This window comes from Shinella sp. (assembly GCF_035998705.1).
In the GTDB taxonomy this organism is placed as follows: Bacteria; Pseudomonadota; Alphaproteobacteria; order Rhizobiales; family Rhizobiaceae; genus Shinella.
This window is the reverse complement of the sequence record NZ_DASYHH010000033.1, coordinates 20392-47368: the sequence shown is the minus strand read 5'-3', so window position 1 is coordinate 47368 and position 26977 is coordinate 20392. Positions and strand designations below refer to the sequence as shown.

The following is a 26977-nucleotide window of genomic DNA, read 5'->3' as shown; positions in this document are numbered from 1 at the left end:
TTTGAACCCGATGGCAAAAGAAGACGAACTGGTATTCCTGCCGCTTGGCGGCGTCGGCGAAATCGGTATGAACCTCGCGCTCTACGGCTATGGCCCGAAGACGAACCGCCAGTGGATCATGGTCGATTGCGGCGTCACCTTCCCGGGGCCGGACCTGCCGGGCGTCGATCTCGTGCTGCCCGATATCCGCTTCCTCGCCAAGGAACGCGAGAAGCTCAAGGGCATCATCATCACCCACGCGCACGAAGACCATTACGGCGCGCTGAACGAGCTGTGGCCTGGCCTCAACGTGCCGGTCTATGCCTCGCCGTTTACGGCCGGCATGCTGGAAGCCAAGCGCGACTACGAGCGCAGCCGCACCGAAATCCCGGTGACGATCTTCAAGCAGGGCGATCGCATCAATGTCGGCCCGTTCGAAATCGAGGCGATCGGCGTCAACCATTCCATCCCGGAACCGATGTCGCTGGCGATCAGGACGCCGCTCGGCACCGTCATCCATACCGGCGACTGGAAGATCGACCTCGATCCGTCGCTCGGGCCGCTGACCGACGAGACGCGCTTCCGCAAGCTCGGCGACGAGGGCGTGCTGGCGCTGATCTGCGACAGCACGAACGCGCTACGTGACGGCGTGTCGCCCTCCGAGCGCGAAGTGTCGGAAAGCCTGACAAAGATCATCGAGAGCGCCGAGGGCAGGGTGGGCATCACCACCTTCTCGTCCAATGTCGGCCGCATCCGCTCCATTGCGCAGGCGGCCGAGGCCGCCGGTCGCGAGGTGCTGCTGCTCGGCAGTTCCATGAAGCGCGTGACGAATGTCGCACGCGACATCGGCCTCATGGAGGGCCTGAAACCCTTCATCGCGGAAGACGAGTTCGGCTATATCCCGCGCGACAAGGTCGTCGTCATCCTCACCGGCAGCCAGGGCGAACCGCGCGCGGCGCTGGCCAAGATCGCCCGCGACGAGATGCGCAACGTCGCCTTCACGGATGGCGACACGATCATCTTCTCCTCGCGCGCCATTCCCGGCAACGAGAAGGCGATCAACGACATCAAGAACGGCCTGGTCGACCAGGGCATCAACGTGATTACCGACAGCGAGGCGCTGGTGCATGTCTCCGGCCACCCGCGCCGGCATGAATTGCAGCAGATGTACGGCTGGACGCGCCCCAGTATGGTCGTGCCCGTGCATGGCGAGGCCGCACACCTGACGGCCCATGCGGAGCTCGCCGAACAGTCCGGCATCGCGCAAGTGCCGCGCGTGCGCAATGGCGATGTCCTGAAGCTCGCCCCCGGTGTGCCCGAGGTCGTCGACCACGCCCCCTTCGGCCGCATCTTCAAGGATGGCAACCTCATCGGCGACTACGAGGAAATGGGCATCGGCGACCGCCGCAAGCTCGCCTTCGTCGGCCATGTCGCCGTCAGCATCCTGCTCGACAGCCGCTTCGACTTCATGGGCGATCCGGAAGTCGAGCCCTTCGGCCTGCCGCAGTTCGACGACGAGGGCGAGGACATGGGCGACACGCTCTACGACGCCGTGCTCGGCGCCGTCGAAAGCATCCCGCGCGCCCGCCGCAAGGACCTGGAAATGGTGCGCGAAGCCGTGCGCCGCGCCGTGCGCTCCACGGCAAACGAGATCTGGGGCAAGAAGCCCGTGGTCACGGTGTTCCTGACGAAGGTGTGATTTTCTCGAGGGATTGGATGATGCGGGATGGCAAGCCGGTGCCCTTCCTGCATCCCAAGGACTTTTTCGGCACGCTGGTCGAACTCGAAGAGGTGTGACAGCACGCCGCCCTCGCGCCGTTTGAACTTGCGGCCGGACCGGCGTAAAAGACCCGCTGTCGCACGAGGGTCTCATCCATGCAGTGGTTTTCCTACTTCGCCGTTTATTTCATCGTCTGGTGGATGACGCTCTTTGCCGTGCTGCCCTTCGGGCTGAAGACGCAGGCCGAAGCCGAGGAAGTGGTGCCCGGCACGGTGGAGAGCGCCCCGGCGCGCTTCCGCGGCGGCCGCGTGATGCTGGTCACGACGATCGCCTCCGCCGTGGTCTACGCCTGTTGGTACGTCCTGTCGGTGCGGCTCGGCTATGGCATCGACTCCATCCCGCAATTCATGCCGGATTTTAAGTAGGCGCGCGCCACAAAGGTTAATGCTCCTTCAAGGGCCTGAAGCAAGGCATTCCGCGTCTTCCGGGGCGTTCTGGAAAAGTCTTCCTTTGCCCTCCGTCATAATTCACCGCGAAAACGGCGCATGAGTGCCCCTTTGGGCGCTCGGCGGAGCAATTTGCCTTACCTCGCGTGAGGCGGAGTGTCGCAGGCGCGCGGCGTGTGCGTCTTTGACGCATGGACCTTGCGAACGAATTTGTCAGAGGGAGGGCCGGCTTGGCAAAAGGCAAAAAAAAACAAGGCTGAAAGCCTTGTTTTACAGGTATCGCGTGATCTTTATCCGTTGTGCGGTGGCAGCGTCTACGCGCGCCTAAGATCTGATCCTCCCAAGACTTGACCGCGAAATGGCAAGAATTTGTACTTCCTGCCTGTTTTGTGGCCTGAAACTAGCCCAAAGCTTAGGCGTTGTCATCCGCTTTTTTTGCATTTTTGCTACACTGGAATAAAATTTTTCGATTGACAACGCATGGGCAAATTCTGTTATTGACGCCCCCATTTTTCCGCCACATTTGCCCGCTCCGTCAACGGCGGTGGACAGCGCGCCGCCGCGATGGGCCGGCTGGGCCTGCCGGGTTCCCTTCCTTCGGCGAAGCGTTTATGAACGCATCAAAATCAACGTCATTTTGCCCGATTCCCCGAATAGGGCGGATCAGTCACTCCCGGAACCCGATATGCGCCTTTCCCGTTTCTTCCTGCCCATCCTCAAGGAAAACCCCAAGGAAGCCGAGATCGTCTCGCACCGGCTGATGCTGCGTGCGGGCATGGTCAAGCAACAGTCCCAGGGCATCTATACCTGGCTGCCGCTGGGCAAGCGGGTGCTGGACAAGGTGAACGCCATCATCCGCGAGGAGCAGAACCGCGCAGGCGCCGTCGAGCTTCTGATGCCGACGCTGCAATCCGCCGAGCTCTGGCAGGAAAGCGGCCGCTACGACGCCTATGGCAAGGAGATGCTGCGCATCAAGGACCGCCAGGAGCGTCCGATGCTCTACGGTCCCACCAACGAGGAAATGATCACGGACGTCTTCCGGTCCTACGTGAAATCCTACAAGGACCTGCCGCTCAACCTCTATCATATCCAGCTGAAGTTCCGCGACGAGATCCGTCCGCGCTTCGGCACCATGCGTTCGCGCGAGTTCCTGATGAAGGACGCCTATTCCTTCGATCTCAACCGCGAGGGCGCGGAGCACGCTTATAACCGCATGTTCGCGGCCTATCTGCGCACCTTCTCGCGCATGGGCCTGCGCGCCATTCCGATGCGTGCCGATACCGGCCCGATCGGCGGCAATCTCAGCCATGAATTCATCATTCTCGCCGATACCGGCGAGTCGGAAGTCTTCTGCCACAAGGATTTCTTGAACTTCGACGTTCCCGGCGTAGACACCAACTTCGAGGACGTTGCCGGCCTCAAGGCGATCTTCGACAAGTGGACCTCGCGCTATGCCGCGACGTCGGAAATGCATGATGCGGCCGCCTTCGACGCGATCGCGGAAGGCGAGCGCCTGTCCGCCCGCGGCATCGAGGTCGGCCATATCTTCTATTTCGGCACGAAATATTCCGAAGCCATGGGCGCCAAGGTGCAGGGCCCGGACGGCAAGGAGCACATCGTGCACATGGGCTCCTACGGCATCGGCCCGACGCGCCTCGTGCCGGCGATCATCGAAGCTTCGCATGACGAGAACGGCATCATCTGGCCGAAGGCGGTGGCGCCCTTCGAGGCGATCGTCATCAACATGAAGTCCGGCGACGCGGCCTGCGACGCCGCCTGCGAAAAGATCTATGCCGAACTCCTGAAGGCCGGCATCGACGTGCTCTATGACGACAAGGACGAGCGGGCAGGCGCCAAATTCGCCACCGCCGACCTCATCGGCGCGCCGGTGCAGGTCATTGGCGGCCCGCGCGGCGTCGCAAACGGCGAGGTCGAGATCAAGGATCGCAAGACCGGCGAACGCGAGACGCTGACCATCGAGGCGGCGATCAACCGCCTGACGTCCGGCAATTGATGCCCGCAGGCGGCGGGGGCAACGGGAGGGACCATGGCTGACGCAGCGAGCGGTGCATCTGCAACCGGGGCTCAGGCCTATACGAAAAACCGCCCGTTCTCCGCTTTCGAGCGGATGGTCGCCTGGCGCTACCTGCGCTCCCGGCGCAAGGAAGCCTTCATCTCGGTCATCGCCGGCTTCTCCTTCATCGGCATCATGCTGGGGGTCGCGACACTCATCATCGTCATGGCCGTCATGAACGGCTTTCGCACGGAGCTGATCTCGCGCATCCTCGGCATCAACGGCCACATGATCATCCAGCCGATCGATACGCCGCTGAACGACTATGCCGCACTCGCCGAGCGCCTTTCCGCCGTTGCGGGCGTCACGATGGCGATCCCGCTGGTGGAAGGCCAGACGCTGGCCTCCGGTACCGCCGGGGCCGGCACGGGCGCGCTGGTGCGCGGCATCCGCGCCGATGATCTGGCGAAGATGAAGGCCGTCTCCGACAACTTCAAGGAAGGCGACCTCGTCGGCTTCGCTTCCGGCAGCGGCGTGGCGATCGGCTCGCGCATGGCCGAACAGCTCGGGCTGAGCGCCGGCGGCCAGATCACGCTCGTCGCCCCCGAAGGCGACGTGACACCGCTCGGCGTCAACCCGCGCGTCAAGACCTACACCGTCTCGGCCATTTTCGAGATCGGCATGTCGGAATACGACGCCTCGATCATCTACATGCCGCTCGAAGAGGCACAGCTCTATTTCAACGCCGAAGGCATCGTGCAGTCGATCGAGCTCTTCGTCGCCAATCCCGATGCGGTCGACGCGTTGCGCCAGCCGATCGAGGCGGCCGCCGGCCGGCAGATCTACATAACCGACTGGCGCCAGCGCAACCGCACCTTCTTCTCGGCGCTGCAGGTCGAGCGCAACGTCATGTTCATGATCCTGACGCTGATCGTGCTCGTCGCCGCGCTCAACATCATCTCCGGCCTCATCATGCTGGTGAAGGACAAGGGCAGCGACATCGCGATCCTGCGCACCATGGGCGCCACGTCCGGCGCGATCATGCGCATCTTCTTCATGACGGGCGCGGCGATCGGCACCGTCGGCACCTTCGCCGGCGTGCTGCTCGGCGTCGTCGTCTGTTTGAACGTCGAGTCGATCCGCCAGTTCTTCTCCTGGATTTCAGGCACGACGCTGTTCAACCCGGAACTCTATTTCCTGAGCCAGCTTCCGGCCGACATGAATGCCGGCGAGACGGTCACGGTCATCGTCATGGCGTTGGCGCTTTCGTTCCTCGCGACCATCTTCCCCGCCTGGCGCGCCTCCAAGCTCGACCCGGTCCAGGCCCTGCGCTACGAATAGGAACAGAACGCCATGAACGCGCGCAACGCACTGGAACTCCGGGGCATCGAACGGCACTACGGCCAGGGCGAAACCCTGCTGACGATCCTCAAGGGCGCCGATTTCGCGCTCAGGAGCGGCGAGACCGTCGCGCTCGTCGCACCGTCAGGCACCGGCAAGTCGACCCTGCTGCACATTGCCGGCCTGCTCGAAAAGCCCGATGTCGGCGAGGTTTTCGTCAACGGCCATTCCTGCGCCGACCTTGGCGACGAGGAGCGCACGACGATCCGCCGCAACGAGATCGGCTTCGTCTACCAGTTCCACCACCTGCTGCCGGAATTCAGCGCGCTGGAAAACATCATGATGCCGCAGCTGATCGGCGGCCTCTCCAAGGCGGAGGCGCGCGAGCGTGCCGCCCAGCTGCTGGACTATATGCGCATCGGCCATCGCGCCGAGCACCGCCCGTCGGAACTCTCCGGCGGCGAGCAGCAGCGCGTCGCCATCGCGCGCGCCGTCGCCAATGCGCCGCTGCTGCTTCTCGCCGACGAGCCGACCGGCAATCTCGACCCGGAAACCGCCGGCTACGTCTTCGAGGCGCTGGAAGCGCTTGCCCGCCAGTCCGGCCTCGCGGCACTCATCGCGACCCACAACCACGAACTCGCCGCCCTGATGGATCGTCGCGTGACGATCGAAGACGGCCTCGTGCGCGAGCTTGCCTGAGTCACGCCTCGCGGCTGGCTAGTTGTCCAGCCCGCAGGCCGAGCGGGCGATCTCGTCCTTCCAGTCCTTCAGCAGCACGAATTGCGCCTTGCCGCTGAAGGGCTGCCCGAGCGCCTTTCCCTTGCCGGTCAAAACGTTGAGGTCGCACTCGCTGCCCCCGTTCGGGTCGAGCGTGTCGTAGGAAGAGAACGTGTAACCCGCGACGATGAAATCGAAGTTGCGGTAGGCGATGGTCAGTGTCTGGCGCCAACGGTCCCGGCCGATGGACTCGTTCTTCGTCACCAGCGTGAGGGAGCCGTTGGCAAGCGCCCCGAGTTCCGGCTCCTGGCCGGCCATGATCGGCGGGCTGCCCCAGATCGTGTTCGGAAGCGAGAGCGCGAGCGACAGCCGGGCCTCGGTCGGCTTGTTAAGATAGATATAGAGCCCGCTGTCCTCGCCGCTGTTCTCCTCCGCCGTCGCGATGAGAGCGAGGTCGATCGTTCCGTCCTTGTCCCAGTCGCCGCTCGCCATGGCCAGGACGCGCTCGGCCGGAAAGTCGGCGGCGCCGGCCGCGGCAGGCAGGGCGACTGATACGAGAAGGGCGGCAATCAACGATTTCATCTCTTTTCCTCCATGTGATCGAGGCGACCATATTGCGCCTTCGAACGCGGGTCCAGAGGGCCTGTGGAAAGCAGTTGACACGAGAACAGGAATAGAACAAAATGAAAACATAAAAGGAAAGGGAGACACAATGACCGATTTTCTTCGCGATCTTGCTGCATTCACCTCCATGGCCATGTTCGTCGCCACCTTCTCCGTCATCCTCTTCGGAATCTGACGGCCCGCATTTCATTCTTCGAGCCGATCGCCTTCCGTCCCGCGTTCTTCGCGCGTGGAAATCGGGTGCAACGGCAATAACCTTCTGGACGAGACGGGTGCGAATCCGCTTAAGCTTCCTGCCTTGACCGGAAGGAAGATGGCATGGCGAACGAAGCTCGGAAGATGGATGGCGATACGGTGGCCGAGACGCCGCAATTCGTGCATCTGCGCGTGCATTCGGCCTTCTCGCTGCTCGAAGGCGCCCTGCCGATCAAGAAGATCATCGGCAAGGCGCTGTCCGACCAGCAGCCGGCGATCGCCATTACCGACACGAACAACCTGTTCGCGGCGCTTGAATTTTCGCAGAAGGCGATCGGCGACGGCATCCAGCCGCTGATCGGCTGCCAGCTGTCGATCGACATGGAAGACGAGGGCGACGGCGAGCGGCGCGGCGGGCAGGCACAGCTTGTGAAGCTGCCGTCGATCGTGCTCCTCGCCGCGACCGATGCCGGTTATGCGCGTCTCGTCGAGATCGTCAGCCGCGCCTATCTCGGCGGCGAGGGCAACCAGTCGATCCGCATCGCCTATAGCTGGCTGGAAAAGGGCATGGACGGGCTGATCGCGCTCACCGGCGCGCATGGCGGTCCGGTCGACATGGCCTTCCTTGCCGGCCAGCCGGCCGTCGCGCGGGCGCGGCTTCATGCGCTGAAGCGCGTCTTCGGCGACCGGCTCTATATCGAGCTGCAACGGCATGGGCGCTACGACAAGCAGCACGAGCGCCGCATGGTGGAGCTTGCCTATGCGGAAGACGTGCCGCTGGTCGCGACCAACGAGCCGTTCTTCCCGGCGCCCGATGATTATGACGCGCATGATGCGCTGATGGCGGTGGCGCACAATGCCATGGTCTCGGACGACAACCGTTTCCGCCTGTCGCCCGACCACTACCTGAAGAGCCGCAAGGACATGGCAAAGCTCTTTGCCGACCTGCCGGAGGCCCTGGAGAATACGGTCGAGATCGCCCGGCGCTGCTCCTTCGTGCTGAAGACGTGCAGCCCCATCCTGCCGCGCTTCACGGGGGCGACGGACGATCCGGAGGAGGCGGATCGTGCGGAGTCGGCAGAACTGCGCCGCCAGTCCGTGGAGGGTCTTGAAAGCCGGATGGAACTGCTGGGGCTGACGCCCGGCTATACCGAGCAGGATTATCGCGAGCGCCTGGATTTCGAGCTCGGCGTCATCGAGCGCATGAAGTTCCCCGGCTACTTCCTCATCGTTGCCGACTTCATCAAATGGGCCAAGCAGCAGAATATTCCCGTTGGGCCCGGCCGCGGTTCGGGCGCGGGTTCGCTCGTCGCCTATGCGCTGACGATCACCGACGTCGATCCGCTGCGCTTCTCGTTGCTCTTCGAACGCTTCCTCAATCCGGAACGCGTCTCGATGCCCGACTTCGACATCGACTTCTGCCAGGATCGCCGCGAAGAGGTGATCCGCTACGTGCAGCAGAAATACGGCCGCGAGCAGGTGGCGCAGATCATCACCTTCGGTTCGCTGCAGGCGCGTGCCGCGCTGCGCGACGTCGGCCGCGTGCTGGAAATGCCCTACGGCCAGGTCGACAAGATCTGCAAGCTCGTGCCGAACAATCCGGCCAATCCGACGCCGCTCTCCAAGGCGATCGAGGAAGAGCCGAAGTTGCAGGAGGAGGCGGAGAAGGAACCGGTCGTCGCGCGCCTGCTCGATATCGCCCAGAAGATCGAAGGCCTCTACCGCCACGCCTCGACGCACGCCGCCGGCATCGTGATCGGCGACCGGCCGCTGTCGCAGTTGGTGCCGATGTACCGCGACCCGCGCTCCGACATGCCGGTCACCCAGTTCAACATGAAATGGGTGGAACAGGCCGGCCTCGTCAAATTCGACTTCCTGGGCCTGAAGACGCTGACCGTCCTGAAGACGGCGGTCGATTTCATCCGCAAGCGCAATGTCGAGGTGAAGCTCGAAAGCCTGCCGCTCGACGACCAGCCGACCTACGAGATGCTGTCGCGCGGCGAGACGGTCGGCGTGTTCCAGGTGGAAAGTGCCGGCATGCGCAAGGCGCTGATCGGCATGCGGCCCGACTGCATCGAGGACATCATCGCGCTCGTGGCGCTCTACCGCCCGGGCCCGATGGAGAACATCCCGGTCTACAATGCCCGAAAGCATGGCGAGGAGGAGATCGAATCGATCCACCCGATGATCGACCATCTCCTCAAGGAGACGCAGGGCGTTATCGTCTACCAGGAACAGGTGATGCAGATCGCCCAGGTCCTGTCGGGTTATTCGCTCGGCGAAGCCGATCTTCTGCGCCGCGCCATGGGCAAGAAGATCAAGGCGGAGATGGACCAGCAGCGCGCGCGCTTCGTCGAGGGCGCCGTGAAGAACGGCGTGTCGAAGCCGCAGTCCGACCTGATCTTCGACCTGCTCGCCAAATTCGCGAACTACGGCTTCAACAAGTCGCACGCCGCCGCCTACGCCATCGTTTCCTACCAGACGGCCTATCTGAAGGCGCATTACCCGGTCGAGTTTTTGGCCGCGTCGATGACCTACGATATGTCCAACACGGACAAGCTCAACGATTTCCGCCAGGACGCCGGCCGTCTCGCCATCGCGGTCATCCCGCCCTCGGTGCAGACCTCGTTTGCCCATTTCGAGACCGGCGAGAACCGCATCTACTACGCGCTCGCCGCCATCAAGGGCGTGGGCGAGGCGGCCGTGCAGCACATCGTCCAGGTGCGCGGCGACACGCCGTTCAAGAGCCTCGAAGACTTCTGCCTGCGCATCGACCCGAAATTCGTCAACCGCCGCGTCTTCGAAAGCCTGATCGTCGCCGGTGCCTTCGATTGTTTCGGCCATGACCGCGCCGCCATGGTCGCCGGCCTCGACCGCATGCTCGGCTATGCGCAGCGCGCGCAGGAAGACAAGAACAGCGGCCAGGGCGACATTTTCGGCATGGGGGCCGCCACCGGGCCGGAGGTGATCACGCTGCCGTCCTACACGCCTTGGCTCGCGTCCGAAAAGCTGCACCGCGAGTTCCAGGTGCTCGGCTTCTTCCTGTCGGCCCACCCGCTCGACACCTATGCGCCGATCCTCTCCAAGATGCGGGTGCAGACCTTTGCCGATTTCGCCATCGCCGTGAAGCGCGGCGCCACCGCCGGCCGCCTTGCCGGCACGGTAACCTCCAAGCAGGAGCGCAAGACCCGCACCGGCAACAAGATGGGCATCGTCGCCTTCTCCGATTCGTCCGGCCAGTTCGAGGCCGTGCTGTTTTCGGAAATGCTCAACCAGTACCGCGACCTGCTGGAGGCCGGCAAATCGCTGGTGATGACCGTGCAGGCGGAAGAGCGGCCGGAAGGCATCGGCCTGCGCATCCAGACGCTGCGCTCGCTGGAGGAAGAATCGCTCCAGACCCAGAAGGCGCTGCGCGTCTATGTCCGCGATTCCGGCCCGCTGCGCTCCATCGCCGCCCATCTCAACACCAAGGGCGACGGCCTGGTCTCGTTCATCGTCATCAAGGACAATGGCCAGCGCGAAATCGAGGTCGAGCTCAACGAGCGCTTCCGCATCTCCCCCGAGATCGCCGCCGCCATGCGCTCCGCACCGGGCGTGCTGGATGTGGAGCTGGTCTAGAATTTATCAGGGAAAAGTGGGAACCGGTTTTCCCGAAAAGACATACTCTGGTTATTTTGCCGCCGGGATGCGGGCGATCACCTTGATCTCGAAGTCGAAACCGGCGAGCCAGGTGACGCCGATGGCGGTCCAGTTCGGGTAGGGCTTCGTGTTGAAGACCTCGTGCTTGACGGCCAGGATCGTGTCGAACTGCTTTTCGGGGTCGGTGTGGAACGAAGTCACGTCGACGATGTCGTCGAGCGTGGCGCCCGCGGCCGCCAGCGTGGCCGTGAGGTTTTCGAAGGCGAGGCGCACCTGCTGTTCGAAATCGGGTTCGGGCGTGCCGTCGGCCCGGCTGCCGACCTGGCCGGAAACGAACAGGAGGTCGCCGGATTTGATGGCCGCCGAATATTCGTGCTCTTCATAGAGAGCGTGCCGGCCAGCCGGAAAAATTGCTTCGCGTTGGGTCATTTCGGTCTCTCTTTCTTTTGTAAGGGCGGCTGGCAGAGCAATGTCGCTTCACAGTCGCCGTAATTTCGTATACGTTGCGTATATTAAATTGGGCGCGCATGACGCCGATGTCAAGTTAATATACGGTCCGTATATCAAAAATAAGGATGAAATCGTGAATCGGCGCATCGAGATGATGGAGGAAAACCGCGTCAAGCTGATCGGCGCGGCGCGCAGGGCCTTCGGCAAGAAGGGCTATTCCGCCGCCTCCATGGACGAACTGACCGCGGATGTCGGGCTGACGCGCGGCGCGCTTTACAACATCTTCGGCGACAAGCGCGGGCTTCTGGCCGCGGTCGTCCATCAGATCGATTCGGACATGGCGGCGCGCGCCAAGGCGATCGGGGAGCGCGCTGGTGACGATTGGGGTGGCCTGCTGGCGGAAGGGGCCGCCTATATCGAGATGGCGCTCGATCCCGAGGTGCAGCGCATCGTGCTGCTCGACGGGCCTGCCGTGCTGGGCGACCCGTCGCAATGGCCGAGCCAGAGCGAATGCCTGCAAGTCACGCAGGCGAAAGTGGAAAGGCTGATCGCGGAGGGACTGCTGAAGCCGGTGAACGGCGAGGCCGCCGCAAGGCTCCTCAGCAGCATGGCGTTCAACGCGGCGCTCTGGATCGCGGCGAGCGACGAGCCGAAGGCGGTCCTCCCCAAGGCGGTGGAAGCGTTCAAGGTGCTCGCGACGGGCCTGCTGGCCCGGCCGGCCTGACGGGGTGTGTCACGGGTTAATTGACGACCGTGACCGAGGACGCCTTCTTCTTTTTCTTCTTCTTCTTGCCGCCCTGCACGATCGAGGCATCCGCCTTCTGCACCTTGCGGGTCACGGTGATGAAATCCGTGCCGTCGCCGGTTTCGGGGCCGAGGCCCGTGTCGGAGATGGAGAGCGAGGCGCCTTCGCCCATCATGCCGGAAATGCGGTTGCGCATGTCTTCCGGGATGTCGAGGCGGTCGAGCGTCCTGGTGATCGCGTCGGGCGCGGAAGCGTCGGCTTCGGTGGTGATGCCGAGGCGTTTCAGCGTGCCCTGCGGCAGCTGGTTGTCCATGCTCACGCCGTACCAGTCGGCCTTGCCCTTGTCGGCGTCCACCGCGCGGGCGAGCAGGAAATGCGTGCCGAGCGCGATTTCCGGGTTGCGGATGGTGATCGGCTCCTCGATCAGCGGCTTGAATTTCTGGCGCACGAGGATCTGGCCGTTCGGCGGCGTGCCCTTGCCGGCCTTGGCGTAGACGGCGGCGACGAGCGCCGGCGAGATGATACCGTCCTCCGTCAGGCCTTCGGCAAGCTGAAAGGCGCGGATGGCGGTCACCGTCTGCTTGCCGTGCAGGCCGTCGGGAATGCCGGCGTCATAGCCGAGCGAGGTCAAAAGCCGCTGGAGGTCCACCAGCATTTCGCGCTCGCCGCGGCGCGTGACGAGGATGCGGATCGGGTCCTGCTCGGTCTTCTGCACGATGGGCGTGACGATCTCCGGCTTCGGATCGGTCATCGCCACCTCGACGCTCTTGTCACCGGCTTCGATCAGGGCAGGGCGCAGACCGGCTTCCGACAGGAGCGGCGTATCCGGCACGACGATGACGGGCTTGAACAGCGCGGCGTGCACGATACGCTGCGGCGCCGTCTCGCCGTCGGTGATCAGCACATGGCCGCCGCGACGCGTGACGCTGAACAGCGTCTTGGCAAAATCGTTCGGCAGGCGCACGCAGCCATGCGAGGCCGGGTAGGAGGGCACGCTATTGGAGGCGTGCAGCGCGATGCCCGACCAGGTCAGCCGCTGCATGAAGGGCATCGGCGCGCTGTCATAGAGGTTGGAGAAGTGCGTGCGCTTCTTTTCCAGGATGGAGAAGATGCCGGTCGGCGTCGAATGGCCGGCCTTGCCGGTGGAGACGCGCGATGTGGCGACGATGACGCCGCCGTCATAGATCTTCAGTTCCTGCAGGTCCTTCGAGACCATGATCTGGAGGGGACCTTCGAGCGTTCCGCCGAGCGCGGTGGCGCAGCTCAGCATCAGGCCCAATATGCTCATGCCAGTCGCGAGGCGAAACTTCATGTAACCCATCCGTACGCAATACAAACCGAAAGGGAGCGTAGCGCATCAGTTTTAAGGAAGGCTTGATGCAAGGCTCACGATCCCCCGATCTGTGCCAACCCGATGCAATGCAGAACGCTGGTTCTTCGGGATTTATTCGGTGGGGGTGTCGGTTTTTCCGGCAGTTTTGAAGGTCAACTTTTCGTGAAAGCGTTCGGGCCCGGATTTGCCGAACGTATAGCCGGTCTCGACGCTCGCCTTGCCGAACTTGTCGCGCAACGTGTTCATCGCCGCTTCCGCCGCCGCGCGGCGGCTCGCGGCGGGATCGACGAGATCGGGCGGGTCGGCGCGGCCGGGATCGGTAAGCTCGGTGACGCCGATGCCGATCAGCCGGTACTTCGTGCCGTCCACTTCCTTGCGCAGTAAGTCGAGGCCCGTGCGAAAGATCCGGTCGGCGAGCATGGTCGGGTCTTCGAGCTTGCGGTTGCGCGTGCGGCTCTTGAAGTCGGCGGTCTTCAGTTTGAGCACGACCGTATAGCCGGCAATGCCGGATTTCCGCAGCCGCGAGGCGACCTTTTCGCTCAGCCGGCGCAGATGCGTCACCAGCTCGTCATAGCCGGCAATGTCGTCGAAGAAGGTGGTTTCGGCCGAAACGCTCTTGGCGGCGTCGTTCGGATGCACCTCGCGGTCGTCCTGTCCGCGCGAGAGATTGAAGAGGCGCTTGCCCATGACGCCGTAGCGGCGCATCAGGTCGGTTTCCTCCATGGTCTGGAGCTGGCCGACGGTGCGGATGCCATCGCGCTCCAGCGTCTCGGCAAAGGCCTTTCCGACGCCCCAGATGAGGCGCACGGACTTGTCCCGCAGGAAGCCGAGCGCCTCCGCTTCGCCGATGACGGAAAAGCCGCGCGGCTTGCGCATGTCCGAGGCGACCTTGGCGAGGAACTTGCAATAGGAGAGGCCGATCGAGATGGTGATGCCGACCTCCCTTTCGACTCGCTCGGCAAAGCGCGCAAGCACCCGGGCGGGCGGGTCGTGGTGCAGGCGCTCCGTGCCCCTCAGTTCCAGGAAGGCCTCGTCGATGGAGAGCGGCTGGACGAGCGGCGTCAGTTCCTGCATCATGGTGCGTATCTCACGCCCGACACGCACATATTTTTCCATGTCCGGACTGATGACGACGGCGCTCGGACAGGCCTCCAGCGCCTTGAACATCGGCATGGCCGAGCGCACGCCGTGAATGCGCGCGACGTAGCAGGCAGTCGAGACGACGCCGCGCTTTCCGCCGCCGATGATCACCGGCTTGTCGGCAAGCTCCGGATTGTCGCGTTTCTCGATCGACGCATAGAAGGCGTCGCAGTCGATATGGGCGAGCGTCAGGTCGTAGAGTTCGTCATGATAGACGAGGCGAGGGCTGCCGCATTCGCGGCAACGGCGTAGACCGGCCACCTGCCCGGTAAGGCAGTCACGACAGAAGCCCGGAAAACGCTGTGTGGCGGTGCGCATGAATGGAACAAATGTTGAACATCGCGACATTAATGCTTAAGTTGAAGAGTCTCAAGAGGAACCGGGGCAGAAAGCATGACGACGCACAGGCTGGACGCGCGGGGTAGCACGCCCGGCATATTCACTCAGAAGTCGGTGTCGCCATATGGTCCGGAAAGGATCGCATGGGCGCGCACGACCGTCTCCGGCGTGACGCCGGTCGCCGCGCTGAAGGCGAGAAGCGTCGGCTCGTGTCCCATCAGGAAATCGACGAGGGCGGCGAGGAAACCGGGATCGTTGACGGCGTTGCGCACTTCCGTGGGCGCGACCCCGGTCAACGCGAGGAAACGCGACAGCAGTTCCGGTTCGCCGGCGATCCAGCCGAGGATGGCGACAGCGGTTGATTCCGCCTCCGCTGTCGCGGGTGTATCTTTTTGGCTTTTCATCGTTCTTCCCCGGGAAATTTACCTTTTAATCAACCAAGTGCCGCTAACGTGGCAACGGTCAGGCTGGGTGATTTCGGCTTTGCCGCAACGTATCGATCTTCCGGAGGGTTGCAAGGCCGGTGAGAGGAACAGGGACGCACAATGCCCAAGCAAGTGATGATTGTCGAGGACAACGAGCTCAATATGAAGCTCTTCCGGGACCTCATCGAGGCGTCCGGCTACACCACCATCCAGACCAGGAATGGCATGGAAGCCCTTGATCTCGCGCGCAAATACCGCCCGGACCTGATCCTGATGGATATCCAGCTTCCGGAGGTTTCGGGCCTCGAGGTCACCAAGTGGCTGAAGGAGGACGACGAACTCCACGTCATCCCCGTGATCGCCGTCACGGCCTTCGCGATGAAGGGCGACGAGGAGCGAATCCGGCAGGGCGGCTGCGAGGCTTACGTCTCGAAACCCATCTCCGTTCCGAAATTCATCGAAACCATCAAGACCTATCTCGGCGACGCATGAGGTAGAGACCAGGGCCATGACAGCACGTATCCTCGTCGTCGACGACATTCCGGCCAACGTGAAGCTGCTCGAAGCGCGGCTGCTCGCGGAATATTTCGACGTGCTGACGGCCGACAACGGTTTCGAAGCGCTGTCGATCTGCGAGCGCACCCAGGTCGATCTCATCCTGCTCGACATCATGATGCCCGGCATCGACGGTTTCGAGGTCTGCGAGCGGCTGAAGGCCAATCCGCGCACTTCGCATATCCCCGTCGTCATGGTGACCGCACTCGACCAGCCATCGGACCGCGTGCGCGGCCTGAAGGCCGGCGCCGACGATTTCCTGACCAAGCCGGTCAACGACCTCCAGCTGATGTCGCGGGTGAAAAGCCTGGTGCGGCTGAAGACGCTGACGGACGAGCTGCGCATGCGCGCGACGACCGCCCGCGCCATCTCCATGGAGGAGGGGCTGGACAACGTCATGGGCGACGAGGCCGGCGACGTGCTGCTCGTCGACAGCCGCGCGAGCTCGCAGGAGCGGATTTCCCGCGCGCTGAAACCGATCGCCGACGTCACCTGCATGTCCGATCCGCAGGCAGCGCTCTTCCAGGCGGCCGAGAGCAATTACGAACTGGTGATCGTCAACGCCAATTTCGACGACTACGATCCGCTGCGCCTGTGCTCGCAGCTGCGCTCGCTGGAGCGTACGCGCTTCCTGCCGATCCTGCTGGTCGCCGAGCAGGGCGATGACGACCTGGTCGTGCGTGCGCTCGATCTCGGCGTGACGGATTACCTGATGCGGCCGATCGACCCGAACGAGCTGATCGCCCGCAGCCTCACCCAGATCCGCCGCAAGCGCTGCAACGACCGCCTGCGCGCCAGCGTCCGCCAGACGATCGAGCTGGCCGTGACGGACGGCCTGACGGGCCTGCACAACCGCCGTTACCTCGACAACCACATGAAGCTGCTCATCGACCGCGCCACGGCGCGCGCGCGTCCGCTGTCGGTCTGCATCACCGATATCGACCGCTTCAAGCTCGTCAACGATACCTATGGCCACGATGCCGGCGATGCCGTGCTGCGCGAGTTCGCCAACCGGGTGCGCTCAGCGGTGCGCGGCGCCGATCTCGCCTGCCGCTACGGCGGCGAGGAGTTCGTTCTGGTCATGCCCGATACCGCGCCCGAGATGGCGGCAGGCGTGGCGGAACGCCTTCGCACGATCGTCGAGCGCGAGCCCTTCCGCATTCCCGGCACCGATGTCTTCCTGCCGATCACCGCCTCGCTCGGCATCGCCTCCGCGCTGGCTTCTGGCGACAGCCCGGAAACCTTGCTGAAGCGCGCCGATACCGCGCTCTACGAGGCAAAACGCTCCGGCCGGAACCGGGTCGTGGCCGCCGCGGCTTGAATCCAGCGATTTTCCGGCGCCTGCCGATTGGTTGTCCACAGGCCAGTTGGGATTTCGGGCGATCGCCTTAATTTGCGCGCGGTTGCCTAAACATATCCGCCACAGTTGAAATACGCATTCCGTGCCCTATGGGGTCGCGCGTGTAGCGAAATTTGGCTAAAAATCTTACTATTTCTTTTTGACAAACCTTATCAATGGGTTGTGCCGCTTGCAATTTTTCCGTGTGACGGTGCTGCATTTTATCTAAGTTGCAGGGCCCACGCGCTATGGTTGACGTAACGTAGGGTCACCGTTGTTGTGATCCATAACGTAACTGGTGCCCAATGGGACAATGGTCGTCCGCGCGGTTAACTATGAGACAAGGAGAAGCGGCGGGAGCGTTAAGAAATCGTTGATTTTTTTTCGTTTTAGCGCGATGTTCAACCCATGGGCGGCAAACAAGCCCGCACAACCGGTTACCCCATGATGCTAGGTCCGCCGCATCTCCTGGGTCGTGGGGTCGGTCGGCTGGTTACGACAGAAACGGAATCCTCGTGCCGTCGTCGTATCTGGCCGACCCCCGTTCAGCGCCGCTCCCGTCAAGGGAGCGGCGTTTTTGATTCGCGAATCTGAAAACAGGTTGCAGCGGCCCTGCGCAAAAGAAAAGGCGCCGGACGTTTCCGTCCAGCGCCTTTGCGAACCGAAAGGGTCCCCAAGATTACTTGATCTTGGTTTCCTTGAATTCGACGTGCTTCTTTGCGACCGGATCATACTTGGTCTTGGTCATCTTGTCGGTCATCGTGCGGCTGTTCTTCGTCGTTACGTAGAAGAAACCGGTGTCGGCCGTCGACAGCAGCTTGATCTTGATGGTGGTAGCCTTGGCCATGGTCGTCCTGCCTTTATGAAAAACGAAGCCGCGGACAGCCAGTCTGCTCCACGGCTTAAATCTGGGCGGAAACTACAAATCGCGCCCGAAAAGTCAACCCCGTTTCGGCCGGAAAACGATCCGGCCCAGGGAAAGTACGAGGTAAAAGCCGAAGAAGGCGACGATTGCCCAGGCAAAACCGTCATTGCCGGAGACATCCATCGCCGCGCCGATCGCCTGCGGCCCGATGACCGTGCCGACGGCATAACAGAAGATGAAGGCCGCATTGGCGGCCGCGAGGTCCGCGCCGACGAGTCGCGAGCCGAGATGGCTGAGGCCGACCGTATAGAGGCCGGCGACGCAGCCGCCCCATACCAGCAGCACCACGGCCATCAGCACCCAGTTCTGCGACACCAGCGGCAGCGAGAGCGCGCCGACGAGGCCGATGACGGCCATGATGGTGAGCAAGCTCCTGCGGTCCTTCATGCGGTCTGAGAGCATGCCGAGCGGGATCTGGAAGGCCATGTTGCCGATGCCCATGACGGTGAGCAGCAGGGCCGCCTGCGGCTCGCTGAAGCCGGCCCGCGTGGCGTAGATCGGGAAGAGCGACAGGCCGCCGACCTCCACTGCACCGAAGATGAAGACCGCCGCTGTCGCTGTCGGCACGAGAAGCACGTAGCGCATGAAATGCAGCTCCGGCTTCTCGTCGATGATCGGGCTTTCGGCGCGCGCGATGTAGATCGGGATCGCGGCAACGAGGATGATCGCCGCGCCGACCGCAAAGGGCAGCACGCCGTCGCTGCCGAGGATGGAGAAGAGCAGGGGACCGGTGGCAAAGCCCAGCGACAGCACGGTCGCGTAGATGCCGAGCACCAGGCCGCGCTTGCGGGGCGGGGCCGCGGCGTTGATCCAGAATTCGGACAGGATGAAGAGCGTGGTGATCGCGCCGTGGAAGACCAGGCGAAGCGGGAACCACAGCCAGAAATTCTCGATGTAATAGAAGCCGAGGCCGCTGATCGCGGAGAGCAGGATGGCGAGGAGCATCGTCGTCGAGGTGCCCCAGGCGTGGGCGAGCCGGGTGGTGAAGGGCGCTGCGGCCATGGCGGCGACGCCGGCCATGGCGGAGTTGATGCCGATCAACGTGGACGAGATGCCGCGCTTTTCCATGATGATGGAAAGCAGCGGCAGGCCGAGGCCTATGGCGATGCCGACTGCGGAAATGGCGGCGACGGCAGCAATGAGAGACCGCCAGTGGATGTTCTCCACCGGGCCGGAGGTGCCGGACTGCGGCTGCGTCATATGCGATCGATCCTCAAAGAATGTCCCGTAGGTGACGCCCGCGCTGGGCGTAGAACAGCGGCGCGGGTCTCCCGAAGGGCAGAGACTTGTCTTCCTGAATGCTTTTTTTCAGCTCTTCAAGGATCAATACGGTTATGTCGGGCATATCGATGCCCTTGTGGTCAAAAATATCGACCCAACGCAGGTCTTCCAGCTCATGGCTGGCCTTGGCGCCGGCGGGATCGACGCCGGCCTCGTCGGCAAAGAGCGCAAAGAAGCGTGTGTCGAAGCGCCGCACCATGCCGGCGGGCGTGATGGCGCGGGCGAGGAAGCGGAGGTTGGAAAGGTCGGGGCGGAAGGGAAGCGCACCCTCCGCAGGCGCGGCGAGCGGTACACCGACGGGGATGCCGGCCTCCTCGTAGAGTTCGCGGATCGCCGCCACGCCGAGCGCGCGCAGCCGCGAATCGGAACAGCGCGTGCCGGATTTCAACGCGAGCCGCTCGTTGGCGAGCGGGTTCAGCGGGTTGGCGATGGAGACCAGGCGGTCGGTCGCGTCGCGCCGGCCGCCGGGGAAGACGTAGACATCAGGCATGAAGACATGTTTGCTGCTGCGCCGGCCGACGAGCACGCGCACGCCGGCCCCCGACCGGTCGAGAAGCAGGATCGAGGCTGCATCGACAGGCCGGATAGGCGTCATGCGGTTCGGTCGCCGTAGGCCGGAGTGGCCTCCGCCTCGGCGGGCTTGTCGTTGAAGCCGTGCATCTTCGCGGCCCATTGCAGGCCGATGACGCCGCCCTTGACGGGCTGCATCATGAGAAGCGCCAGGATGAGGGTGATCGGCGTCCAGATGGCGAGATGCTGCCAGGTGGTGAGCGGCCAGACGAGGTCCGTCATCATGTAGCCGCCGACGACGATATGACCGACGATGGTGATGACGAGATAGGGCGGCAGGTCGTCCGCGCGCTGGTGCGTATAGTCCTCGCCGCAGGCCGCACAGTTGTCGACCGGCTTCAGGAACGAGCGGAAGAGGCGGCCGGTGCCGCAGGCCGGGCAGCGGTTCAGCATGCCGCGCTTGATGGCGCGGCCGAGCGGGCGCTCCGCCGGTGCGATGCTCGCGGTATCGCCGAATTGCAGCGTGCTGCTGGTCTCGTTCGCCTGCATGGTCTAGTCCTTCCTGCCGGCACTCTTGACCGGCCGTCCTCAGCGTCTCCCGCGGGGAGGGCGGGTGCCCGGCTGGCGCCGCGGTTCGCCGCCCTTGCGCCGGCCCGACTTGTGGAAGGAGCGCACTGCCGTCGGCATCTTGCGTCCCTCGCTCAACATGTCGAACCGGAGCGAACCGGCGAGCGGCACCGCTTCCGCGAGCCTGACGCGCACCATATCCCCGAGGCGGTAGCCGAGCCCGGTTTTTTCGCCGGAAAGCGCCTGATGGGCCTCGTCATAGATAAAGTAATCGCGTCCCAGCAAAGATATAGGCACGAAGCCGTCGGCGCCATACTCCGGCAGGGTGACAAATAGTCCCGCCTTGGTGACGCCCGAGACACGGCCGTCGAATTCCTCGCCGATTCGGCCGGCAAGGTGATGCGCGATCAGCCGGTCGACCGTGTCGCGCTCGGCCGCCATGGCGCGCCGCTCGAAGGTCGAGATCTCGGCGGCGATGTCGTCGAGCACCGCTTCCTCGTCCGGCGTGATGCCGCCTTCGCCGAGCCCCAGCGAACCCACCAGCGCCCGGTGCACGATCAGGTCCGCATAGCGGCGGATCGGCGAGGTGAAATGGGCGTATTTCATCAGGTTCAGGCCGAAATGACCGATATTCTCCGGGCTGTAGATCGCCTGGCTCTGCGAGCGCAGCACCATCTCGTTGACCATCTGCTGGAACGGCTTGTCCTGGGCCTTGGCAAGCACGCCGTTGAAATGGTTGGAGCGCATGCTGCCGCCCTTGACGAGCGAGATGTCGAGCGTCTGCAGGAACTCGCGCAGCACCTCCTGCTTGGCAAGCGAGGGGGCATCGTGCACGCGGTAGATCAGGACCTGCTTCTTCTTCTCCAGCGTCTCGGCGGCGGCGACGTTCGCCTGGATCATCATCTCTTCGATGAGCTTGTGCGCATCGAGCCGCGGCGGCACATGGACGCGGTCCACCGTGCCATCCGGCTTCAGCAGGATCTTGCGCTCCGGCATGTCGAGTTCGAGCGGCTGGCGGCGGTTCCGGCCGACCGTCATGATGCGGTAGGCCTCCCACAGCGGCTTCAGGATCGTGTCGAGGATCGGCCCGGTCTTGTCGTCCGGCGCACCGTCGATGGCGGCTTGCGCCTGCTGGTAGGAAAGCTTCGCCGCACTCTTCATCATGATGCGGTGAAAGGTGTGGCTTGCCTTGCGGCCCTCATGCGAGAAGACCATGCGCACGGCAAGGGCGGGGCGGTCGACGCCCTCCTTCAGCGAGCAGAGGTCGTTGGAGATGCGCTCCGGCAGCATCGGCACGACTCGGTCCGGGAAATAGACCGAATTGCCACGCTTCTGCGCCTCGCGGTCGAGCGCGGATTTCGGCCGGACGTAGTAGCTGACGTCGGCGATGGCGACGGTGACGATCACGCCGCCCGGATTGTCGGGAGAGGTGTCCGGCTCGGCATAGACCGCGTCGTCATGGTCCTTGGCGTCATGCGGGTCGATGGTGATGAGGGGGAGGCTGCGCCAGTCCTCGCGGTGCGACATGGTGGCGGCGCCGGCGGCCTCCGCCTCACGGATCACCGCATCGGGGAAGACATGGGGAATGCCGTGGGCGTGGATGGCGATCATCGAGATCGCCTTTTCGGATGCGACCGAGCCGACCACGATCTTGATCTGCGCCTTCGGCAGGCCGAAGCGGCCCATGCGCACGACATCGATCTCGACGAGGTCGCCATCCTTGGCGCCTGCCGTGAACGCGGCATCGACTTCCATCTCCTCGCCGCGGCGATCGATCGGCATGATGCGCCCGCCGCCGCCCGCTTCCGCGGCGCGGAACACGCCCATGCCGGAATTCTTCCGCTTGTCGAGCACCTTGATGATGCGCGCCGTATAGGCCGGACCGCCGCGTTCCTTCGCCGGGAAAATCTTGGCGAGCACGCGGTCGCCGAGGCCGGCGACGGGCGCCTTGCCCTTGCTGCCGACGGTGGACTGGCGGATCGCCACGGCAGGCGCCACGCCCGCATCGTCCAGCCATTCCGCCGGGCGGCCGATCAACTCGCCGTCCACGTCGCGCGTGGTGATGTCGAGCACGGCGACCGGTGGCAGCGCGCCGGGGCGCACGAGGGACTTGCGGCGCTTTTCCAGCAGACCGTCTTCCTCGAAGGACTTGAGCAGCGCCTTCAGCTCGACGCGCGTCTCGCCCTTCAGCCCGAAGGCCTTGGCGATCTCGCGTTTGGAGGCCTGTTCCGGGTTTTCCGCGATGAAGCGCAGCAACACGTCGCGCGGCGGCAGGACGCCATGGATGATCGGGATATTGTCGGTCGGCGGCGCGTCACGACCCGCGCGGCCAGGCCGCTTGGATTGTCCTGCCCGGCTGCGTGGTTCCCTCGTCATGTCGTCAGGCCTTCTTCGCCTTGGCTGCGGTTTTGGGTTTCGCCTTCGCCTTCGGCTTTGCCGCCTTGGCGTCGTCGGACTTCGCAGCCTTCGTGGTCTTCGTCGCCTTGGCCTTGCCGCCCTTGACGGGCGTCTTGCCGGCCTTTTCGGCAATCAGCACCAGCGCTTCCTCCATGGTCACGCTGTCGGCCGCCTTGCCCTTCGGCAGGGTGGCATTGACCTTGCCCCAGTTCACATAGGGGCCGTATTTGCCGTCCCGCACGGTGATGGGACCGCCATCCGGATGGTCGCCGAGCGTCTTCAGCGCGGCCGGCGTGCCGCGCGCGCGCCCGCCCGGACCCTTCGACGCCTTGTCGGCGATGACGGTGACCGCGCGGTTGAGGCCGACCGAGAACACGTCCTCGACGGTTTCGAGATTGGCGTAACCGCCATCATGCAGCAGGAACGGCCCGTAGCGGCCGATGCCGGCGGAAATCATCTTGCCGGTTTCGGGATGCTGGCCGATATCGCGCGGCAGCGAGAGCAAAGCGAGCGCCTTCTCGTGGTCGATGCTCGCTGGCGTCCAGCCCTTGGGCAGGCTCGACCGCTTGGCCTCCTTGCCGTCGCCGCGCTGCACATAGGGGCCGAAGCGGCCGGAGCGCAGGGTGATCTCTTCGCCGGTATGCGGGTCCTTGCCGAGGCTCTGCGGTTCGTTGGAGACGTTCGCCTCGGCATCGGAACCGTTGTCGGCGGAAAGCTGGCGGGTGAAGTTGCATTCCGGATAGTTCGAGCAGCCGACGAAGGCGCCGAACTTGCCGAGCTTCAGCGAGAGTTTTCCGGTGCCGCAGACCTGGCAGATGCGCGGATCGCTGCCATCCTCGCGCTTGGGGAAGACCAGCGGTGCCAGCTCCTCGTTCAGCGCATCGAGCACGTTGGTGACGCGCAGTTCCTTGGTGTCCTCGATCTGGGCGAAAAAATCCTTCCAGAAATCGCGAAGAACCTGCTTCCAGTCGAGTTCGCCGGCCGAGATCTTGTCGAGCTTTTCTTCGAGATCCGCCGTGAAGTCATATTCGACATAACGCGTGAAAAAGCTTTCCAGGAAGGCCGTGACGAGGCGGCCCTTGGCTTCCGGGATCAGCTTGCGCTTGTCGATGAGGATATATTCGCGGTCGCGCAGCGTGGCGAGCGTCGCGGCATAGGTCGACGGCCGGCCGATGCCGAGCTCTTCCATCTTCTTGATGAGGGTCGCTTCGGAATAACGTGGCGGCGGCTCGGTGAAGTGCTGGGTGGCGTTCACCTTCTGCTTGGCAACCGCCTCCTTCGCGTTGATCTCCGGCAGGCGGCCGTCGTCGTCACCGTCGTCCGACTGCTCGCCGTCTTCCTTCTGGTCGGTATAGGCGGCGATGAAGCCGTCGAAGCGGATGACGGAGCCCGTGGCGCGCAGGCCAGCCTTGCGGCCGCCATTGTCCGCCTCGATCTCGACGGTCGTGCGCTCGATTTCGGCGGATGCCATCTGGCTGGCGATGCCGCGCTTCCAGACGAGGTCGTAGAGCCGGAGCTGGTCCGGATCGAGATAACGCTTCACCTGGTCCGGCGTCCGGTCGAAGGAGGTCGGGCGGATCGCCTCGTGGGCTTCCTGCGCGTTCTTCGCCTTGGTGGAATAGAGGCGGGGCTTTTCCGGCACGTAGCGCGCGCCGAACTGTTCCGCGACGGCCTGGCGCGCCGCATCGATCGCCTCGGGCGCCATCTGCACGCCATCGGTACGCATATAGGTAATGAGACCGACGGTTTCGCCGCCGATATCGATGCCTTCATAGAGCTTCTGGGCGACCTGCATGGTGCGCGACGCGGAGAAGCCGAGCTTCGAGGAGGCGGCCTGCTGCAGGGTGGAGGTCGTGAAGGGCGGCGAAGGGTTGCGCTTCATCGGCTTGGCTTCGACGCTCTCGACCCGGTAGGTCGCGCCTTCGAGCAGCGCCTTGAGGCGGTTCGCCTCTTCGCCGTTGTTGATCGATTTCGCCTGGAGGCGCTTGCCTTCGGCCGAAGAGAGGCGGGCCTCGAACTCGTCGCCGCGCGGCGTCTTCAACAGGGCGGAGAGGTTCCAGTATTCTTCCGAGACGAAACGTTCGATCTCGGATTCCCGGTCGCAGACGAGGCGCAGTGCCACCGACTGCACGCGGCCGGCCGAGCGCGCACCCGGCAGCTTGCGCCACAGCACGGGCGAGAGGTTGAAGCCGACGAGATAATCGAGCGCGCGGCGGGCGAGGTAGGCATCGACGAGCGGGGTGTCGATATCGCGCGGATTGCGCATGGCTTCGAGCACGGCCGACTTGGTAATGGCGTTGAAGACGACGCGCTTTACCGGCTTGTCGCCGAGGACGCGCTTCTTCTTCAGGACGTCGAGCACATGCCAGGAAATCGCTTCGCCTTCGCGATCCGGGTCGGTCGCGAGAATGAGGCCGTCTGAGGATTTCACCGCATCGGCGATGTCTTTCATACGCTTGGCGGAGGCGCTGTCCACTTCCCAGGTCATCTCGAAGTCTTCGTCCGGACGCACGGAGCCGTCCTTGGCCGGCAGGTCGCGCACATGGCCGAAGGAAGCGAGCACGGTGTAACCGGGGCCGAGATACTTGTTGATCGTCTTGGCCTTGGCAGGCGATTCTACAACTACAACATTCATCGTCATTTTTCTCTGAGTACCGGGTGCCGCGCGGTTGGGTGCCGGCGAAACGGGCGCAATGCGCCGGAAAAGTCGTGTCTCGACATGAACAGACAAAGCGTTCGGGTCAAGAGGTAGGGGCGAAATTAGTGAGATACAACGGGACGCAACCAAAAGGCGACGGATTGGTTGCTACACTTATAAATGCAATCGTTGTAGGCTAAAATTCAATCTATGGGGGAGTATTGAATTGTTGCAATTTTAAATAATCGTTATATCGTTTCCTAGGCATGGGAAATGCAACCTATTGGTGATTCAGAATCGTTGACACAACGGGGAAGTCATGAACTCGAAATCAGCCAAGCCCGCTCTCCCACCTCATACGGCAGAGGAGAACATCGCCTACACCCGCCAGATGCTGGCCGAGTTGCGGACCGTCGCGAACAATGAAGGCGCGGATATGCTGCGCTATTTCATCGAGATGGCCTATGTGGAAGCGGGCGACATCCTGGCCGGCATACGGCCGCTGTCAATCCGGGGCCAGGGAGACCCCGCCATTGCCATGCCGCTGAAGCCGGCCGGCAAGGTCAAGTTCTAGGAGCAGGAGATAGACGGTCGCCGCCGCGATGCCGGTATGGCGGATGATCTCGTCGATCTCGGCCGGCACCTGGCTGAGCGCGTCGGCGATCCGTTCGCGCTCGCCATCGCTTGGCGGCAGCCGCAGCGCCGGCGGCGTGTCTTCTGCCGGCTCGCCCGCGCCCGTTCGGTTGGTGAAGAGGTCGGGCTCCGAGAGCGGCCGCAGGCTTTCGAGCACGTCGTCTGCCGTCGTGGTGATGGTCGCGCCGTCCTTCAGCAGGCCGTTCGTGCCCTCGCACCGCATGTCGAGCGGCGAACCCGGCACCGCAAAGACCAGCCGGCCGAAATCTGCCGCATTGCGCGCGGTGATCAGCGAGCCGGAACGCACCGCCGCCTCCACCACCACCAGGCCTAGCGCCATGCCGGCGATCAGCCGGTTGCGGCGGGGAAAGTCGCGCGCGCGCGGCTCCCAGCCGAAGGGCATTTCGCTGACGGCAAGGCCTTGCCCGTCGGTCAGTTCGCCGAGCAAACCGATATTTTCCGGCGGATAGGGCTTGTCGAGCCCGCCCGCCATGGCGGCGATCGTGCCGGTGTCGAGGCTGGCGCGGTGGGCGGCCGTATCGATGCCGCGCGCCAGGCCCGAGACGATGGAATAGCCGGCCCGCCCGATCTCGCGCGCCAGTAGGCCGGCGAATTTCATGCCGGAAATCGAGGCGTTGCGCGCGCCGACGATGCCGACGGCCGGTGCCGACACGACGTTCAGGTTGCCCTTGACGGCAAGGAGCGGCGGCGCACCGACGATCTGGCGCAGCAGCGGCGGATAATCCGGCTCGCCGATGCCGACGAAGCTGGCGCCATGCCGCTCGGCGACCTCCAGTTCGCGCTCCGCCTCAGCCTGGCTCGCGACGCGGATGACGCGCGACGCGCCGCCGCGGCGGGAGAGTTCCGGCAGCATGTCCAGAGCGGTCTCGGCGCTGCCGAAATGGTTGATGAGTTCGCGAAACGTGACCGGCCCGACATTGTCGCTGCGGATGAGGCGCAGCCAGGCGATCCTCTGTCGTTCCGTCAGCGCAATGCCCCGTGTCCTTGCGCTGCGGTCGTGCATG

Annotated in this window: 22 protein-coding genes; 10 read left to right on the top strand and 12 right to left on the bottom strand. The window is 63.9% G+C overall.

From position 1 onward, the window contains the following. Positions 1 to 10: 10 nt before the first annotated feature. The 5 genes from VGN93_RS28465 (at position 11) to VGN93_RS28445 (ending at position 6199) form a co-directional block, all read left to right on the top strand. A complete protein-coding gene (locus VGN93_RS28465; RefSeq protein WP_327510288.1) occupies positions 11 to 1678 on the top strand; it encodes a ribonuclease J in 1668 nt (555 codons plus the stop codon). A gap of 176 nt (positions 1679 to 1854) precedes the next feature. Next, positions 1855 to 2124: a DUF1467 family protein gene (locus VGN93_RS28460; protein WP_327510287.1), complete on the top strand. Its 270-nt coding sequence runs from the start codon at positions 1855 to 1857 to the stop codon at positions 2122 to 2124. 706 nt (positions 2125 to 2830) lie between these two features. Continuing rightward, the gene (proS, locus tag VGN93_RS28455) at positions 2831 to 4159 is read left to right on the top strand and encodes a proline--tRNA ligase (protein ID WP_327510286.1); all 1329 of its coding nucleotides are present in this window, start codon (positions 2831 to 2833) and stop codon (positions 4157 to 4159) included. A 33-nt stretch (positions 4160 to 4192) separates the two neighbouring features. Beyond that, positions 4193 to 5500: a lipoprotein-releasing ABC transporter permease subunit gene (locus tag VGN93_RS28450; RefSeq protein WP_319311877.1), complete on the top strand. Its 1308-nt coding sequence runs from the start codon at positions 4193 to 4195 to the stop codon at positions 5498 to 5500. A gap of 12 nt (positions 5501 to 5512) precedes the next feature. Continuing rightward, entirely contained in the window at positions 5513 to 6199 is a 687-nt protein-coding gene (locus VGN93_RS28445; protein ID WP_327510285.1) for an ABC transporter ATP-binding protein, read from the top strand. An 18-nt stretch (positions 6200 to 6217) separates the two neighbouring features. Here VGN93_RS28445 and VGN93_RS28440 read toward each other — a convergent pair whose 3' ends face one another. Beyond that, positions 6218 to 6799 (bottom strand): hypothetical protein, encoded by a 582-nt coding sequence (locus VGN93_RS28440; protein WP_327510284.1) that lies wholly within the window; start codon positions 6797 to 6799, stop codon positions 6218 to 6220. A 360-nt stretch (positions 6800 to 7159) separates the two neighbouring features. Here VGN93_RS28440 and dnaE point away from each other — a divergent pair, with 360 nt between their 5' ends. Continuing rightward, a complete protein-coding gene (gene dnaE / locus VGN93_RS28435; RefSeq protein ID WP_327510283.1) occupies positions 7160 to 10654 on the top strand; it encodes a DNA polymerase III subunit alpha in 3495 nt (1164 codons plus the stop codon). Positions 10655 to 10705: 51 nt separating this feature from the next. Here dnaE and VGN93_RS28430 read toward each other — a convergent pair whose 3' ends face one another. Continuing rightward, positions 10706 to 11104: a RidA family protein gene (locus VGN93_RS28430; RefSeq protein ID WP_327510282.1), complete on the bottom strand. Its 399-nt coding sequence runs from the start codon at positions 11102 to 11104 to the stop codon at positions 10706 to 10708. Between the two features lie 172 nt (positions 11105 to 11276). On the opposite strand from VGN93_RS28430, the gene VGN93_RS28425 reads away from it, so the two are divergent. Beyond that, entirely contained in the window at positions 11277 to 11849 is a 573-nt protein-coding gene (locus VGN93_RS28425) for a TetR/AcrR family transcriptional regulator (protein WP_414714213.1), read from the top strand. Positions 11850 to 11865: 16 nt separating this feature from the next. On the opposite strand, the gene VGN93_RS28420 is transcribed toward VGN93_RS28425, so the two are convergent. From VGN93_RS28420 to VGN93_RS28410, 3 genes are all read right to left on the bottom strand, one after another. Then, positions 11866 to 13182: a L,D-transpeptidase family protein gene (locus VGN93_RS28420; protein WP_327510281.1), complete on the bottom strand. Its 1317-nt coding sequence runs from the start codon at positions 13180 to 13182 to the stop codon at positions 11866 to 11868. 132 nt (positions 13183 to 13314) lie between these two features. After that, positions 13315 to 14691 (bottom strand): DNA polymerase IV, encoded by a 1377-nt coding sequence (locus VGN93_RS28415; RefSeq protein ID WP_327510280.1) that lies wholly within the window; start codon positions 14689 to 14691, stop codon positions 13315 to 13317. A gap of 95 nt (positions 14692 to 14786) precedes the next feature. After that, complete coding sequence (locus VGN93_RS28410) at positions 14787 to 15086, bottom strand: DUF3572 domain-containing protein (RefSeq protein ID WP_327510279.1); 300 nt, start codon at positions 15084 to 15086, stop codon at positions 14787 to 14789. Positions 15087 to 15227: 141 nt separating this feature from the next. Here VGN93_RS28410 and VGN93_RS28405 point away from each other — a divergent pair, with 141 nt between their 5' ends. Beyond that, positions 15228 to 15599, top strand: a complete 372-nt coding sequence (locus VGN93_RS28405; protein ID WP_010065708.1) for a response regulator — start codon at positions 15228 to 15230, stop codon at positions 15597 to 15599. A gap of 16 nt (positions 15600 to 15615) precedes the next feature. After that, a complete protein-coding gene (locus VGN93_RS28400) occupies positions 15616 to 16983 on the top strand; it encodes a PleD family two-component system response regulator (protein ID WP_327510278.1) in 1368 nt (455 codons plus the stop codon). 697 nt (positions 16984 to 17680) lie between these two features. Here the strand turns inward: VGN93_RS28400 and rpmG are convergent. The 6 genes from rpmG to topA all read right to left on the bottom strand — a co-directional run bounded on the left by rpmG (position 17681) and on the right by topA (position 25316). Beyond that, positions 17681 to 17848 (bottom strand): 50S ribosomal protein L33, encoded by a 168-nt coding sequence (rpmG, locus tag VGN93_RS28395; protein ID WP_003547442.1) that lies wholly within the window; start codon positions 17846 to 17848, stop codon positions 17681 to 17683. Between the two features lie 93 nt (positions 17849 to 17941). After that, positions 17942 to 19126 (bottom strand): MFS transporter, encoded by a 1185-nt coding sequence (locus VGN93_RS28390; protein WP_319312095.1) that lies wholly within the window; start codon positions 19124 to 19126, stop codon positions 17942 to 17944. Positions 19127 to 19139: 13 nt separating this feature from the next. Beyond that, positions 19140 to 19802 (bottom strand): NUDIX hydrolase, encoded by a 663-nt coding sequence (locus VGN93_RS28385; RefSeq protein WP_327510277.1) that lies wholly within the window; start codon positions 19800 to 19802, stop codon positions 19140 to 19142. Beyond that, entirely contained in the window at positions 19799 to 20266 is a 468-nt protein-coding gene (locus VGN93_RS28380; RefSeq protein WP_327510276.1) for a DUF983 domain-containing protein, read from the bottom strand. The genes VGN93_RS28385 and VGN93_RS28380 overlap by 4 nt, the downstream gene beginning before the upstream one ends. 39 nt (positions 20267 to 20305) lie before the next feature. Continuing rightward, positions 20306 to 22660 carry a ribonuclease R gene (gene rnr, locus VGN93_RS28375; protein WP_327510275.1) on the bottom strand — a complete coding sequence of 785 codons (2355 nt, stop codon included), beginning with the start codon at positions 22658 to 22660 and terminating at the stop codon, positions 20306 to 20308. A 4-nt stretch (positions 22661 to 22664) separates the two neighbouring features. Beyond that, a complete protein-coding gene (gene topA / locus VGN93_RS28370; protein WP_327510273.1) occupies positions 22665 to 25316 on the bottom strand; it encodes a type I DNA topoisomerase in 2652 nt (883 codons plus the stop codon). A 322-nt stretch (positions 25317 to 25638) separates the two neighbouring features. On the opposite strand from topA, the gene VGN93_RS28365 reads away from it, so the two are divergent. Continuing rightward, the gene (locus VGN93_RS28365; protein WP_327510272.1) at positions 25639 to 25893 is read left to right on the top strand and encodes a hypothetical protein; all 255 of its coding nucleotides are present in this window, start codon (positions 25639 to 25641) and stop codon (positions 25891 to 25893) included. Here VGN93_RS28365 and dprA read toward each other — a convergent pair. After that, positions 25825 to 26976 (bottom strand): DNA-processing protein DprA, encoded by a 1152-nt coding sequence (gene dprA, locus VGN93_RS28360; protein WP_327510271.1) that lies wholly within the window; start codon positions 26974 to 26976, stop codon positions 25825 to 25827. The two genes, VGN93_RS28365 and dprA, sit on opposite strands and share 69 nt — an antisense overlap. Position 26977 lies beyond the last annotated feature (1 nt).